The 13738-nt window shown below is 69.6% G+C and carries 16 protein-coding genes; 2 read left to right on the top strand and 14 right to left on the bottom strand.

Annotation, left to right across the window (positions count from 1 at the left end; all coding sequences use genetic code 11):
• Positions 1 to 11 precede the first annotated feature (11 nt).
• Complete coding sequence (gene efp, locus HA630_RS06440) at positions 12 to 566, top strand: elongation factor P (RefSeq protein WP_166833428.1); 555 nt, start codon at positions 12 to 14, stop codon at positions 564 to 566.
• Between the two features lie 100 nt (positions 567 to 666).
• Positions 667 to 1554 carry a TIGR00730 family Rossman fold protein gene (locus HA630_RS06435; protein WP_166833426.1) on the top strand — a complete coding sequence of 296 codons (888 nt, stop codon included), beginning with the start codon at positions 667 to 669 and terminating at the stop codon, positions 1552 to 1554.
• 54 nt (positions 1555 to 1608) lie between these two features.
• On the opposite strand, the gene HA630_RS06430 is transcribed toward HA630_RS06435, so the two are convergent.
• The 14 genes from HA630_RS06430 to rmuC form a co-directional block, all read right to left on the bottom strand.
• Positions 1609 to 1944, bottom strand: coding sequence for a Na+/H+ antiporter subunit G (locus tag HA630_RS06430; RefSeq protein WP_166833424.1), 336 nt, complete (start codon positions 1942 to 1944; stop codon positions 1609 to 1611).
• 19 nt (positions 1945 to 1963) lie between these two features.
• Positions 1964 to 2242: a K+/H+ antiporter subunit F gene (locus HA630_RS06425; protein WP_166833422.1), complete on the bottom strand. Its 279-nt coding sequence runs from the start codon at positions 2240 to 2242 to the stop codon at positions 1964 to 1966.
• Positions 2239 to 2799 carry a Na+/H+ antiporter subunit E gene (locus tag HA630_RS06420; protein WP_166833420.1) on the bottom strand — a complete coding sequence of 187 codons (561 nt, stop codon included), beginning with the start codon at positions 2797 to 2799 and terminating at the stop codon, positions 2239 to 2241. The genes HA630_RS06425 and HA630_RS06420 overlap by 4 nt, the downstream gene beginning before the upstream one ends.
• Positions 2796 to 4466 carry a monovalent cation/H+ antiporter subunit D gene (locus HA630_RS06415; protein WP_166833418.1) on the bottom strand — a complete coding sequence of 557 codons (1671 nt, stop codon included), beginning with the start codon at positions 4464 to 4466 and terminating at the stop codon, positions 2796 to 2798. Before HA630_RS06415 ends, HA630_RS06420 begins: the two co-directional genes overlap by 4 nt.
• Positions 4466 to 4855 (bottom strand): Na+/H+ antiporter subunit C, encoded by a 390-nt coding sequence (locus tag HA630_RS06410; protein ID WP_208299991.1) that lies wholly within the window; start codon positions 4853 to 4855, stop codon positions 4466 to 4468. Before HA630_RS06410 ends, HA630_RS06415 begins: the two co-directional genes overlap by 1 nt.
• A gap of 2 nt (positions 4856 to 4857) precedes the next feature.
• Positions 4858 to 7689 carry a monovalent cation/H+ antiporter subunit A gene (locus HA630_RS06405; RefSeq protein ID WP_166833414.1) on the bottom strand — a complete coding sequence of 944 codons (2832 nt, stop codon included), beginning with the start codon at positions 7687 to 7689 and terminating at the stop codon, positions 4858 to 4860.
• Positions 7690 to 7829: 140 nt separating this feature from the next.
• A complete protein-coding gene (locus tag HA630_RS06400) occupies positions 7830 to 8162 on the bottom strand; it encodes a monovalent cation/H(+) antiporter subunit G (RefSeq protein ID WP_166833412.1) in 333 nt (110 codons plus the stop codon).
• The gene (locus tag HA630_RS06395) at positions 8159 to 8425 is read right to left on the bottom strand and encodes a monovalent cation/H+ antiporter complex subunit F (RefSeq protein ID WP_166833410.1); all 267 of its coding nucleotides are present in this window, start codon (positions 8423 to 8425) and stop codon (positions 8159 to 8161) included. The genes HA630_RS06400 and HA630_RS06395 overlap by 4 nt, the downstream gene beginning before the upstream one ends.
• Positions 8422 to 8781: a Na+/H+ antiporter subunit E gene (locus tag HA630_RS06390; RefSeq protein ID WP_166833408.1), complete on the bottom strand. Its 360-nt coding sequence runs from the start codon at positions 8779 to 8781 to the stop codon at positions 8422 to 8424. The genes HA630_RS06395 and HA630_RS06390 overlap by 4 nt, the downstream gene beginning before the upstream one ends.
• A gap of 1 nt (position 8782) precedes the next feature.
• Entirely contained in the window at positions 8783 to 10237 is a 1455-nt protein-coding gene (locus HA630_RS06385) for a complex I subunit 5 family protein (protein WP_166833406.1), read from the bottom strand.
• Positions 10234 to 10671 (bottom strand): sodium:proton antiporter, encoded by a 438-nt coding sequence (locus HA630_RS06380; RefSeq protein WP_166833404.1) that lies wholly within the window; start codon positions 10669 to 10671, stop codon positions 10234 to 10236. Before HA630_RS06380 ends, HA630_RS06385 begins: the two co-directional genes overlap by 4 nt.
• Positions 10668 to 11123: an MnhB domain-containing protein gene (locus tag HA630_RS06375; protein WP_166833402.1), complete on the bottom strand. Its 456-nt coding sequence runs from the start codon at positions 11121 to 11123 to the stop codon at positions 10668 to 10670. Before HA630_RS06375 ends, HA630_RS06380 begins: the two co-directional genes overlap by 4 nt.
• Positions 11120 to 13441, bottom strand: a complete 2322-nt coding sequence (gene mbhE, locus HA630_RS06370; protein WP_166833400.1) for a hydrogen gas-evolving membrane-bound hydrogenase subunit E — start codon at positions 13439 to 13441, stop codon at positions 11120 to 11122. The genes HA630_RS06375 and mbhE overlap by 4 nt, the downstream gene beginning before the upstream one ends.
• Before the next feature lie 45 nt (positions 13442 to 13486).
• Positions 13487 to 13738: DNA recombination protein RmuC (gene rmuC, locus HA630_RS06365; protein ID WP_166833399.1), on the bottom strand; the 252-nt coding region annotated here is incomplete at its 5' end.

The following is a 13738-nucleotide window of genomic DNA, read 5'->3' as shown; positions in this document are numbered from 1 at the left end:
CTGGAAAAACCATGAAAATCGCTCAAGAAATCCGCGCTGGCAACGTCATCATGCACGGCAAGGACCCGATGATCGTCCTGAAAACCGAATACGCCCGTGGGGGCCGCGGCGCGGCCACCGTGCGCATGAAGCTCAAGGCCCTGCTGAGCAACATGGGCACCGAGGTCGTGTTCCGCGCCGACGACAAGATCGACAACGTCATCCTCGACAAGAAAGAGTGCACCTACTCCTACTTCGCCGACCCGATGTACGTCTGCATGGACGCCGACTACAACCAGTACGAGGTCGAAGCCGAGAACATGGGCGACGCCCTGAACTACCTGGAAGACGGCATGGCCGTGGAGGTGGTCTTCTACGACGGCAAGGCCATTTCGGTCGAACTGCCCACCAGCGTGGTGCGTGAAATCACCTGGACCGAACCCGCCGTCAAGGGCGACACGTCCGGCAAGGTGCTCAAGCCCGCCAAGATCGCCACCGGCTTCGAGGTGCCCGTGCCCCTGTTCGTGGACCAGGGCGACAAGATCGAAATCGACACCCGCACCGGCGAATACCGCAAGCGCGTCTGAACGCCCGTGGCGTTCCCGGCTCCAAAAGGCTCTGCGGAGCCTTTTTTGTTGCCTGCACGCTTCTTGCTCCAGCCACCTCCCACCCACACAAGGCCAGCCCATGACCCCACCTCCCCACCACCTGCACAACAGCCGCCTGGCCGATGCGGCCGTGGAAATGCACCTGATGTCCGACGGCACCCAGAAGCTGCAGGCCGACGCCTACCGCCTGGCCTTCGCTGACCCAGAATTCCTGCTGCGGCGCGAGACGCGCGGCATCCGCTTTCAGCTCGAACTGCTCAAGCCCGACCTGGCCCAGACCGAACTGGGCATCGACAACACCATCGTGGTGTTCGGCAGCGCCCGTTTCCGGGAACCGGCCGAGGCCCAGCGCCAGCTTGAAGCCGCGCAGGCCAGTGGCGACGCCGCCGCCCTCCGCCGCGCCCAGGCGCTGGTGCGCAACGCCCGCTACTACGACGAGTCGCGCCGCTTTGCCCAGCTCGTGGCCGACTACAGCCAGAGCTGTCCCAAGGCCGACCAGCTCTACATCGCCACCGGTGGCGGGCCCGGCATCATGGAAGCGGCCAACCGCGGCGCCCACGACCGGGGCGTGCTCAACGTCGGGCTCAACATCCTGCTGCCGCACGAACAGGCGCCCAACCCTTACATCAGCCCGGAGCTGTGCTTCAAGTTCCACTACTTCGCGCTGCGCAAGATGCACTTTCTGATGCGCGCCAAGGCCCTGGTGGCCTTCCCTGGCGGCTTCGGCACGCTCGACGAGCTGTTCGAGGTGATGACGCTGGTGCAGTGCAAAAAGGCCAAGCCGGTGCCGATCTTCCTGTACGGCAGCGCCTACTGGAAGCGCCTGATCAATTTCGACGTGCTGGTGGAAGAAGGCGCGATTTCGCCCGAAGACCTGGAACTGTTCCAGTACGTGGACGAACCCGAGCAGGCCTGGGAAGGCATCCGAGGCTTTTACGGCCTGCCCGACGCCTGCCCCAGCGCCTGAGCGGGCCACGCCAACGCCGCCGGCCCGCCGCGGTGGCGGGGAGCCGGCGCGGGCTCAGCGGCGCTCGGGCACCGCGTTGCGCGGCACCGGCGCCTGGGAATGCAGCTTGAGGTGCAGCGCGGCCTGGGCCATCAGGTTGGCCGACACCGGCGCGGTGACGAACACGAACAGCGTGATCAGCAGTTCCGCGATGCCCGGGCGGCCGTGGCTGAAGGTGACCAGCATCGACGCCACCAGCACCCCGCCCACCCCCAGGGTGGAGGCCTTGGTCGGCGCGTGCAAGCGCATGTAGAAGTCGGGGAAGCGCACCAGGCCAATGGCCCCCACCAGCAGGAAGAAAGAGGCCACCAGGATCAGCACGGCGGCCATGTTTTCAAGAATCGGCGTCATGTCGCAAGCTCCAGAGTGTTCATTCGACCACGTCGCCGCGGGTGATGTAGCGCGCCAGGGCCACGGTGGAGACAAAGCCCAGCATCGCCACCAACAGCGCCGCCTCGAACAGCAGTTCGGTGTCCCAGCGCATGTCCAACAGGATGATCAGCGCCACCATGCCCATGTACAGGGTGTCCAGCGCCAGGATGCGGTCGGCGATGTCGGGGCCCTTGAGCAGGCGCCAGCTGCACAGCAGCACCGCCAGCGCCACGGCCACCGTGCCCACGTTGAGGGCCAGGTTCAGGAAATCGCTCATGCCTGCCCTCCTTGCCGAGCAGCTTGCGCCGCGGGGGCGCGTTCGATCAGGAATGCCCGCAGCAGCGGGGTTTCGTAGCGGTCTTTCATGTCGCGCACCATGGCCTGCGGGTCGTCGCAGTTGAGGGCGTGCACCAGGATTTCGCGGCGCTGCTCGTCGATGGCCATGGACACCGTGCCGGGCGTGGTGGTGATGATGCTGGCGAACAGGGCATTGACACGCGGGTGGTCGGTGGCCAGGGGCACGCGCAGCCACGCCGGTTGCGGCGTGCGCATGGAGCCCAGGGTCAACCGCGCCACCGTGACGTTGGAGACCACGATGTCCCACAGCACCACCAGCACCAGCCGCACCACCGTGGGCCAGTGCAGGCGGCTGGCGTCGCCCAGCACCGGGGCCAGCAAGCGCGGCAGGCCCCAGGCGATGAGCAGCGCCGACAGCCAGTGCACCAAGGCCAGGCTGTGCGACAGCACCAGCCAAGTGACGGCGAGTTGCAAAGACAGCACCGGGTGCGGAAACACGCGCCGCCAGCCGGTGACCGCGGAGGGGGAGGTTTTCATTCGGAGCTCTCCTGCTGGGTGGGGGCGGTGCGCTGAACCGGTCCGCGCCGGCCGTCGTAAGGCACGGTGGTGCGCAGGCCAGCCCCGCCCTGGCGGCCCAGCACCGCGTCGGCGTAAGCGGCTTTGTCGGTCAATTGCTGGGCGGTGGCGTCGGTGTAGGCCTTGATGGGCGCGGCCAGCACCGCCATGCCCACCGTCACCGCCATGAAGGCCCAAGGGGCCAGCAGCAGGCGCACGCTGGAGCCGGCCGCGTTGGGCTGGCCGGCGCTCGGGGCATCGGGCTGCACGTGCCAGAACACCACCACACCGGCCCGCGCCAGACCCACGATGGTGAGAAAGCCCACCCCCAGCACCACGGTCCAGACCCAGGCCTGGGCCGGCAGGCCGGCCGAGCTTTGCAAGATCATCAGCTTGCCCAGAAAGCCGGGCAGCGGCGGCAAGCCGGCGGCCGAAGCGGCGCCGAACAGCATCATCACCCCCAGCAGCACCGGCTCACGGACCGCGTGGGCGGGCTGCAGCTTGTCGCCCACCGCGCCGCGTTGCGCCGCCAACAACTCCACAAACAGGAACAGGCCGGCAATGACCACCGTGCTGTGCAACATGTAGTACAGCGCCGCCGACAAGGTCTCGGGCGTGAACAGCCCCACCCCGGCCAGCACGGTGCCGACCGAGGCCACGGTGAGGTAGGCCACCAGCCGGTTCATGCTGTGCGCGGCCAGGGCGCCCAGCACCCCCAGCACGCCGGTGGTCAGGGCCAGCGGCAGCAGCCAGGCCTGCACGGTGAGCGAGGCGGCGCCGGCGTCAACGCCAAACACCACCCAGTGCACCCGCACAATGCTGTAAACACCGACCTTGGTCATGATGGCGAACAACGCCGCCACCGGGGCACTGGCCGCGGCATAGGTGCCGGGCAGCCAGAAGTACAGCGGCACCAGCGCCCCCTTGAGGCCAAACACCACCAGCAAAATCAGCGCCGCCGACTGCGCCAGCCACAGCAGGTCTCCCTCCAGCCGGGCCACGTGCAAGGCCACGTCGGCCATGTTCAGTGTGCCGGTGGTGGAATACACCATGGCCAGCCCGATGAGGAACAGCGCCGAGGCCGCCAGGTTCAGCACCACGTAGTGCACACCCATGCGCAGCCGCTCGCGCCCCTGGCCGTGCAGCAGCAGCACGTAGGAGGCGATCAGCAGCACCTCGAAAAACACGAACAGGTTGAACAGGTCGCCGGTGAGGAAGGCGCCGTTGAGGCCCATGAGCTGGAACTGGTACAGCGCATGGAAATGGCGACCACGGCTGTCCCAGCCGCCGCAGGCGTACCAGAGCACCGGCAGGGCCACCACGGCGGTCAGTAGCACCATCAACGCCGACAAACGGTCCACCACCATGACGATGCCGAACGGCGCCGGCCATTCGCCCAGCTCGTACACCAGCAGTTCACCCGACTGGGCCCGCCACACCAGCCCGACCGCCATGCACAGGCCCAACACCAGCGAGGCCAGGCTGAGCCGGCGGCGCCAGCGCAGCCGATCAAACGCATGCCCCCCGCCCTGGGCCGACAGACCGTTGTGGTCACCCAGCAGCAACAGCGCGATGGCGGTGAACGACGGCAGCAACACCGACAACACCGGGGCGTGGGTGCCCCAGAAAGTCCAGACAGCGTCCAGCATCAGCCGCGCCCTCCCTGCCCGGGGGCTTGGGCACGCGGCGCAGCCGCGCGGTGGCCCACGGCGTGGCCGGGCTCGTGGCCGTCCACGTGGTCACTGCCGCTGTCGTGGCGGCTGCGCAGCGCCAGTTCGATGACGAAACCGGTCGTGGCAAAACCGATCACGATGGCGGTCAGCACCAGCGCCTGCGGCAGCGGATCGGCCACCAGCTCCTGGCCCACCAGAATGGGATGGGCGTCGGTCCAGAGGCGACCCATGGCAAAAATGAAGACGTTGACCGCGTAGCCCACCACCGACAGGCCCAGCACCACCGGGAAGGTGCGGCCACGCAACAGCAAGTAAATGCCGCAGGCGGTGACCAGCCCAATGCCGCTGGCCAAAAGAAATTCCATGCTCATGTCGCGCTCCCTTGCGGGCCGGCGGGCGCCGGCCCTTCCTGGCTGGCCGAACCCAGCACCGAAATGGTCAACAACGTGCCCCCGACCACGGTGAAATACACCCCGAGGTCGAACAGCGCGGCCGAAGCGAATGGCAGCTCCCCCAACAACGGCACGTGCGGGTGGCCGTGCGCGCTGGTGAGGAAAGGCCGGCCGAACAGGAAGGCCGCCGCCCCGGTCAGCCCGGCGATGCCCAGGCCCATGCCGATCCAGCGGACAAACCGGCGACCGCCGGCGGCGCGCAGGTGGGATTCGGCCTGGTCCTGGCCCATGGCCATGAACTGCAGCACCAGGGCCACCGCGGTGATCAGGCCGGCAATGAAGCCACCGCCCGGCAGGTTGTGGCCGCGCATGAAGATGTAGAGCGAGAACACCAGCGCCACCGGCAACACCACCGAAGCCGCCACCCGCAGCAGCAGCGGGTGCTGGGCAAAGGTCCAGCCCCGGCCTTGCGGGTCGACCGAGGCACGCCGCGTGCGCATGCCTTCCATCAGGGCCAGCACGCCGATGGCGGCGATGCCCAGCACGGTGATTTCACCGAAGGTGTCGTAGCCGCGGAAGTCCACCAGGATGACGTTGACCACGTTGGAGCCCCCGCCCAGCGGCAGCGACTGCTCCAGGAAATACCAGGCAATGGAGCTGTGGTCGCGCGTCAGCATCAGCCAGGCCACCCAGGCCATGCCGGCGCCACCGGCCAGCGCCAGGCCGGCGTCGCGCAGCTTGCGGCCGGCACCGGACTCGCGCGGCGAATGCTGCGGCAGCAGGGCCAGCCCCATCAGCAGCAGCACGGTGGACACCAGCTCGACCGACAGCTGTGTCAGCGCCAGGTCGGGCGCCGACAGGCTGACAAAGGTCAGGGAGGCGACCAGACCGACCACGCCCACCAGCACCACCGACTGGAAGCGGCGGTGGTGGGTCAGCACCAGCGCCACACAGGTGGCCAGCAACACCAGCCAGACCGCCACCGCCAGCGGGGTGGCGGGCAGCAGTTCGCGCCCGCCCGCACCGAGGTTGCGGCCCAACAAAGGCACAGCGCCCACCACAATGGCGGCGCCCACCATCCAGGCCAGGTAGCGCTGCAAGGAACCGTTCTCGAACAAGCGGGTCACTCGGCCGGCCATGGCGAACAGGCCGTCGATGCTGGCCTCGAACAGTTGACGCCCGGTGACGCGACCAAACCAGGCTTCGGAGCTAATGCGGTGCAGCCAGCGGCCCCGCGCCAGCCAGAAGTAGAGCGCCACACCGGCGGCCAGGGCGATGGCGCTCATCAGCAGCGGCAGGTTGAAGCCGTGCCACAGCGCCAGGTGGTAATCCGGCAAGGGCTGGCCGGCCAGGGCGGTGGCGGCCACATGCACCAGCGGGCCGAAGGTGAGCGCCGGCAGCAGACCCACCACCAGGCACAGCAGCACCAGCAGGATGGCCGGCAGCTTCATGCCCAACGGCGGCTCGTGCGGGTGGGTGTGCGGCACGTCGCCCAGTGGGCCATTGAAATAGGTGTCGTGCACAAAGCGCAGCGAATAGGCCACGCTGCAGATGCCCGCCAGCGTCACCGCCACCGGCACCACCCAGCCCCAGACGCCGCTGGTGCCCACCACCGCTTCGGTGAAGAACATTTCCTTGGACAGGAAACCGTTGGTCAGCGGCACCCCGGCCATGGAGGCCGCAGCCACCATGGACAGCGTGGCGGTCCAGGGCATGTATTTGTACAGTCCCCCGAGCTGGCGCATGTCGCGCGAGTGGGTTTCGTGGTCCACGATGCCGGCGATCATGAACAGCGAGGCCTTGAAGGTGGCGTGGTTGAGCACGTGGAACACCGCCGCCACCGCGGCCAACGGCGAGCCCAGACCGATCAGGAACACCATCAGCCCCAGGTGGCTGACGGTGGAGTAGGCCAGCAGGCCCTTGAGGTCGTGCTTGAAGATGGCGATGAAGGCCGCGAACAGCACCGTGACCAAACCCACCGTGGTGACAATGGCCTCGAACCAGCCCGAGCCGGCCAGCACCGGGGTCATGCGCATCAACAGGAACACCCCGGCCTTGACCATGGTGGCCGAGTGCAGGTAAGCCGACACCGGGGTGGGCGCGGCCATGGCGTCGGGCAGCCAGAAGTGGAAAGGGAACTGCGCGCTTTTGGTGAAGGCGCCCAGCAGGATCAGCAGCAGCGCCGGCACGAACATCGGGTCGGCCTGGATCTCGGCGGCCCGGCCGGCCATCTCGCTCAGCTCGAAGGTGCCGGCGATGGTGCCCAGCAGGACAAAGCCCCCGAGCATGGCCAGCCCGCCGCCGCCCGTCACCGCCAGGGCTTGGCGGGCCCCGCTACGGGCGTCGGGCCGGTGGCCCCAATAGCCCACCAGCAGGAAAGACGACACGCTGGTCAGCTCCCAGAACACCACCAGCAGCAGCAGGTTGTCCGACAGCACCACCCCCAGCATGGCGGCCATGAACAGCATCATCGCCGCATAAAACTTGGTCACCGAATCGGTCGGGCTCAGGTAGTAGCTGGCGTAGAGGATGATGAGCAGCCCGATGCCCATGATCAGACCGGCGAACATCAGCGACAGGCCGTCGAGCCGGAAACCGAGGTTCAGGCCGATCTGAGGCACCCAGGGCAGGAACTCCAGCACCGACTGGCCAGCCATGACGAGGGGCGCCTGGGACAGCAGCAGCCCCAGGCTGGTGGCCGTGGTGGCCGCGGCCGCCACGGCCGTGAGCGGGCGGGAGCGGGAACCCAGCCACCAGGTGGCCAGCGTCCCCAGCACGAGGGGGAGGAATACGATCAGCAGCAGCACGGCATCTCGGGGGTGGTTGTCGAAAACCCGGCACAGGGCCGGGCACAACCGCCGTCACGGCGGGATAAGGCAGCGCCGATTGTAGTGAAGGCGCCATGCCAGGCGGCTGACGGCCGGAAGGGGCCCCGCGGCCCGGGCGGTCAGCGCCGCGCCGCGGGGTCGTCGCCGACGAGCGGCGCCTGTGCCAGGGCCGCCTGCTGGCCGGCCTCGCGCACGGCGGCGCGCGCCAGCAGGTGCGAGGCCACCGGCAGGGTGGCCAGCAGGAACCCCAGCACCAGGCCCAGGCGCCACCACCAGCCGGCGTCGTTGGCCAGCAACATGGCCCCGGCACACACCAGGGCCAGCGCCAGGGTGCCGGCCTTGGTGGCGGCGTGCTGCCGCGCCAGGGCGTCGGGCAGGCAGACCACGCCCCAGGCCGCCAACACCAACAATGCCGCGCCGAGCAGCAGCAACAAGCAGGCCAGCAGCGTCATGAACGCCCCCCCTGGTCCACCAGACGGGCCCAGCCCACGGTGGCCACAAAGCCCACCAGCGCCAGGCCGATGGCGACGTCGAGGAACACGGTGCGTGCCGTGGCCAGGGCCGCGGCCACACACAGCGCCACCGCTGCGGCCAGAAAAATGTCCAGCGCCACAATCCGGTCGGCGTGCTGCGGCCCGCGCACCATGCGCCAGCTGGCCAGACCGGTGGCCAGCAGGGCGGCCAGCACCAGCAGGAGGATCGTCCAATCGGTCATCGCGGCTCCCCAAACAGGGCCAGCAGCCCGGGTTCAAAATCGCGGCGGATGCCCTGCAGCACCGCCTCGGTGTCGGAAGCGTCGAGCACGTGCAGCCACAGCTCGCGCCGTTCCGGGTCGATGTGCAGGGTGGTGGTGCCGGGTGTGAGCGTCACCATGCAGCCCAGCAGGGCCGCGCCCTGGGGCGACATGGGGGCGTAGCGCACCCGCAAAAAGGCGGCGGGCGGCGGGCGGCGCTCGCCCAGGCTGGCGCGCACAATCACCCCCACGGTCTGCACCCCCGACACCCCCAGCGCCTTCAAAAAACGCAGCAGCAGGGCCAGGGCAACCACCGCTTTCCAGGGCCAACGGTGCATCTCAGCGCCCTCCCAAACTGGCGGCCGCGGCCAGGCTGTAGTCCAGCAGAACCTGCGGATGCAGGCCAATGAACAACGTCAGCCCAGCCAGGGCCAGGGTGGCCGCCCAGGCCGGGGCCAGGCGGGTGCTCCGGGGCCAAGCCCAATCGGTCTGCGGGTGGGGTTTCCAAAAGGCTTCCATCCAGATCTTCATCATCGAGTACAAGGTCAGCACGCTGACCAGCAGGGCGACCACGGTCCAGGCCACGCGGCCCTGTGCCAGCGCTTCCTGCAGCACCAGCAGCTTGGCCCAGAAGCCCGACAGCGGCGGGATGCCCACCAGCGACAGCGCCGGCACCAGGAACAGCACCCCCAGCCAAGGGCGGGCGCGGTACAGGCCGCCGATGCGGCGCAGGTCGTAGCTGCCGGTCAGGCGCCAGACCATGGCCGCGATCAGGAACAGGTTGGCCTTCACCACGATGTGGTGCAGCGTGTAGAACAGGGTGGCGGCGTTGCCGGCTTCGCTGGCCAGGGCAATGCCCAGCAGGATGTAGCCGATCTGGCTGACGATGTGGAAGGCCAGGATGCGCCGCATGTCCCAGTGGTAGGCGGCCCCCAGCACGCCGAACAGCATGGTGGCCGCGGCGATCCAGCCCAGGGCCTCGAACAGCAGCGCCGGGGCGGTGACAAACACGTCGCCCAGCGCGCGCAGCACGGCATACACCCCCACCTTGGTCAGCAACCCGGCGAACAGCGCCAGCACTGGGGCCGGCAGCGTGTGGTACGACGCCGGCAGCCAGGCAAACAGCGGGAAGGCCCCGGCCTTGACCAGGAACGCCAGCAGCAGGCCGGCCAGCGCCAGCGTGGCCGCCCCCGGCGGCACGGCCGGGAAAGCCTGCGCCAGCGCACCGTAGTTCAGGTGGCCGGTGACGGCGTAGACCAAGCCGACCGCCATCAGCAGCAGCAGGGTGCCGAACAGGTTGAGCACAAAGTACTTAAAGGTGGCGTCGAGCTGGTCGGGCCGCCCGCCGAGCGCGAACAGGCCAACGGCACAGATCAGCATCACCTCGAACCAGACGTAGAGGTTGAACAGGTCGGCGGTGGCGAAGGCACCGCCCACGCCCACCAGCAGGCCGTGCAGCAGCGGCAGCAGCAGCGGGTGGCGCGGCCCGGTGTCGGCGTCGCTGGCCATGAACAGCAGCGACGCCGCGCCCATCAGCGCGGTGATGAGCACCAGCGCGGCGCTGGTGCGGTCCACCCGGAATTCGATGCCGTAGGGCAGGCCCCAGCCGCCGAACACCGCCTGGGCCGGCGTGTCGTGCTGCGCCAGGCCGACCAGTGCCAAGGCGCAGCCCAGGAACAGCAGCGCGCCCAGGGCGCTCAGGCCCTGCTGCAGCGCCGGGCGGCGTTGCGCCAGCACGGTGGCCACGGCGGTGACCAGTGGCACCAGCACAGGGGTGACGGCCCAGGCACTCATCGCACGCCCTCCCTCGCCACCGGCGGCGGGCCGGGCCAGGCCACGTCGCAGCCCTCGGCCGGGGCCGGCGGCTTGACCGGATCGGCCGGCAGCGGCTCGGCCTGGCGCAGCGCCAGCGCGTCGTCGGTGCCGCTGCGCTGGATCAGCCGCAGCACCAGGGCCAGCGAAAAGCACACCAGCGCAAAGCCGATGACGATGGCGGTGAGCACCAGCGCCTGGGGCAAGGGGTTGGCCGCGTCGCGCAGCGCGGTCTCGCCCAGCGGCACCACGGCGGGGGCCGCGGAGCCCAGGCGGCCGGCGGCGAACAGCACCAGGTTGGCCGCTGCGCCCAGCACGGCCAGCCCCAGCACGGTGCGGAACGCATCCCGCGACAAAGCCAGGTACACCCCGGCCGCCACCGTCACCCAGACGGTCAATGCCAACACCCAGATCATGCCTGCCCCTCCTCGTCGTCCTCGGCCGGTTCGCCCAGCCCGAGCAGCGCCAGGGCGTAACCCGACAAGGCCCCCCAGACGCACAAATACACCCCCAAGTCGAACAGCAGCACGGTGGAGACGGCCACGTCGGTGAAGCCCAGGGGCAGCGCACCCCACCAGTGGGTCAGGTAGCTCTGCCCCTGCCACAGGGCGGGGAGGCCCGACAGGGCCGCCAGCACCACCCCGACCGCCGCCAGGCGCCACGGCGAGCGCGAGGGCAGACGCCGGGCGGCCGCGTCGCTGCCGCGCGCCACAGCCCACAGCACCGAGGCACTGACCGCCACCAGCCCGCCAATGAAGCCACCGCCCGGCTCGTTGTGTCCGCGCAGCAGCACCCACAGCGAAGCCGCCAGAATCACCGCGTACAGCGGCCCCGCCACCACCTCCAGAATCACCAGGCGCCGGTTCATGGCTGTCCCTCCTCGGCGGCGCCGGGCTGGCGCCGTTCACGGCGCATCTGCGCCCGCACCGCTTGCAACAGCGGCAGGGCCGCCAGCAGCGACAGCATCACCACCGTGATCTCGCCCAGGGTGTCCAGGGCGCGGAAATCGACCAGGATGACGTTGACCACGTTGCGCCCGTGGGCCTCGGGCACGCTGCGTTCGGCAAAAAAGGCCGACAGGCTGGCGTCGAAGGGCACGGCCACCGACAGCAGCAGCCAGCCGGCCACCACCGCGCCAAACACCGCCGCCACCAGCGCCGCGCCGGGCCGCCAGCCGGCCTCCCGCAGGCCCTGGCCGCGCCCCTGCTGGCGCAGTTTGATCAGCACCGACGCGGCGACGATGACGAACACCGACTCCACCACGAACTGGGTGAACGCGACGTCGGGCGCCCCGCCAAACAGGAACAGCACCGCGCTGCCGTAGCCCACCAGTCCGGTCGCCAGCAGCAGCACCAGGCGGTCGCGCTGGAACAGCGCCAGCACGGCACCGGCCACGACCAGCGCACAGCCCCCCAGCCAACCCCAGCCCGGCGCCTGCCAGGCCGGCCAGTCCAGCCCGGACGCGATCGGCAGCGCCAACGCCCCCAGTGCCAGGCTGGCGCTGCCCAGCAACAGCAGCCCATAGCCCGGCAAGCGGCCGTGCTGCAGCGCCCGGGTGGCGCCGGCGGCCAGGCGCGGAATGCCCTGCAGCGCACGCTCGTACAGGCGCACCATGCCAAAGGGACCGGTGCGCGCGGCCACCCGCTCGAACAGCCGGTGCAGCGGGTCCCACAGCAGGAACACGGTCAGGCCGGCGGCCAGGGTGACGGCCACCGACGCCAGCGCAGGCCCGACCTCCAGCGCCAGTCCCACCACCACCGCTTCGGTGCCCGGGGTCATAGCCAGCGATGCCTCGGCGATCAGGTCTTGGACCACGAACGGAAACAGCCCCAGCACGATGCCAATGCCGGCCAACACCAGGGGCGGCCCGACCAGGGCCGGCCCGCCTTCGTGGGCGTGCGGGGTTTCCAGGTTGCCGGGACGGCGCCAGAACACCCGAATGGCCGCCACCGCCGCCACCGCCACGGCGATGGCGCCGAACACCGTGTTGGCGGCGCGGGCAAAGGCGAACACGTCGTCGCCGCCTTTGGCGGTGAGGATGATGTCCTTGGCGATGTAGCCGAACGACATCGGCATGCCGGCCATGGACGCCCCGGCCAACAGCGCGGCGGCGGCGGTCCAGGGCATGGCGTGGCGCAGGTTGCCCAGCCGGTCGATGACGCGGGTACCGGTGCCGTGGTCGATGTTGCCGGCAACGAAGAACAGCGGCGCCTTGTACAGCGCGTGCGCCAGCAGCAGTGCCCCAACGGCCACGGTGGCGCCTTCGCCGCGCAGCCCAACCAGCGCCACCAGCGTGCCCAGCGTGGCCACAGTGGACCAGGCCAGGATGCGCTTGAGGTCGCGCTCGCGCAGCGCCAGCACCATGCCCCAGGCGGCGGTGAGCGAACCGGCGCCCTTGAGCGCCCATTCCCACAGCGTCCACTCGCCAAAACCCGGGTCCAGCCGCGCCAGCAAATAGACCCCGAGCTTGACCATGGTGGCCGAGTGCAGATAGGCCGACACCGGCGTGGGCGCCGACATGGCGTTGGGCAACCAGAAATGGAAGGGAAACTGCGCGCTCTTGGTGAAGGCACCCACCAGGATCAGCACCAGCGCCGCCGTCAGCGCGGGGCTGGGCGTCTGCTGCGGCAGGGCGGCCACGATGGCGCTGATCGACCAACTGCCCATGGCCTGCCCCAGCAGGATGAACCCGGCCAGCAGCGCCAGCCCGCCCGAGCCGGTGACCAGCAGCGCCTGCTGCGCCGACTTGCGGCTGGCCGCGTCCTCGTGGTTGAAGCCCACCAGCAGGAAGGACAGCAGGCTGGTCATTTCCCAGAACAGGAACAGCACGATCAGGTTGTCGGCGGTGACGCAGCCGATCATGGCCAGCATGAACAGCGTGAGCAGCAGGAACAGACGCTGCTGCTGCGGGTGGCCGGCCAGGTAGCCGCCGGCGTACACGAACACCGCGCTGCCCACGCCGGTGATCATCAGCAGCATCAGCAGCGACAGGCCATCGACCTGAAACGCCAGGTCCACCCCCAGCGCCGGCACCCAGCCCCAACGGACGCTGGCCGGCAGATCGACCTGCCCCGCCAGCCACAGCACCGCCCCCAGCGCCGACAAGGGCAGCAGCACGAACAGGGCGCGCGCCAGCCCGCTCATGCCGGGGCGGTCGTGGGGGTCGTGGTGTGCGGTGTGGGCCATGGTGTGCTTGTGCGTGTTGTTGTCGGGGCCCTCAAAGGTCAGGCGCTAGGTCTCGTCTGAAGGACCGGGCAGGGGAAAAATGGTTCCCGCCTGTTCGGCCGGCAGCGCCTCGACCTGCTTGAGGGCGCGGCCCATGGCGCGGCTGCGCACCTCGGCGCTTTCCAGGCTGTTGAGCACGGTCTGGGTCTGGGTCTTGACCTTGGCCAGCACGTCCCCGAACTTGCCGAATTCGGTTTTCACCGCGCCCAGCACCTGCCAGACCTCGCTGGAACGCCGCTCCAGCGCCAGGGTGCGAAA

Source organism: Aquabacterium sp. A08, from assembly GCF_011742065.1.
Note: the sequence above shows the minus strand (reverse complement) of the source record. Positions and strands in the feature narration are given on the sequence as shown.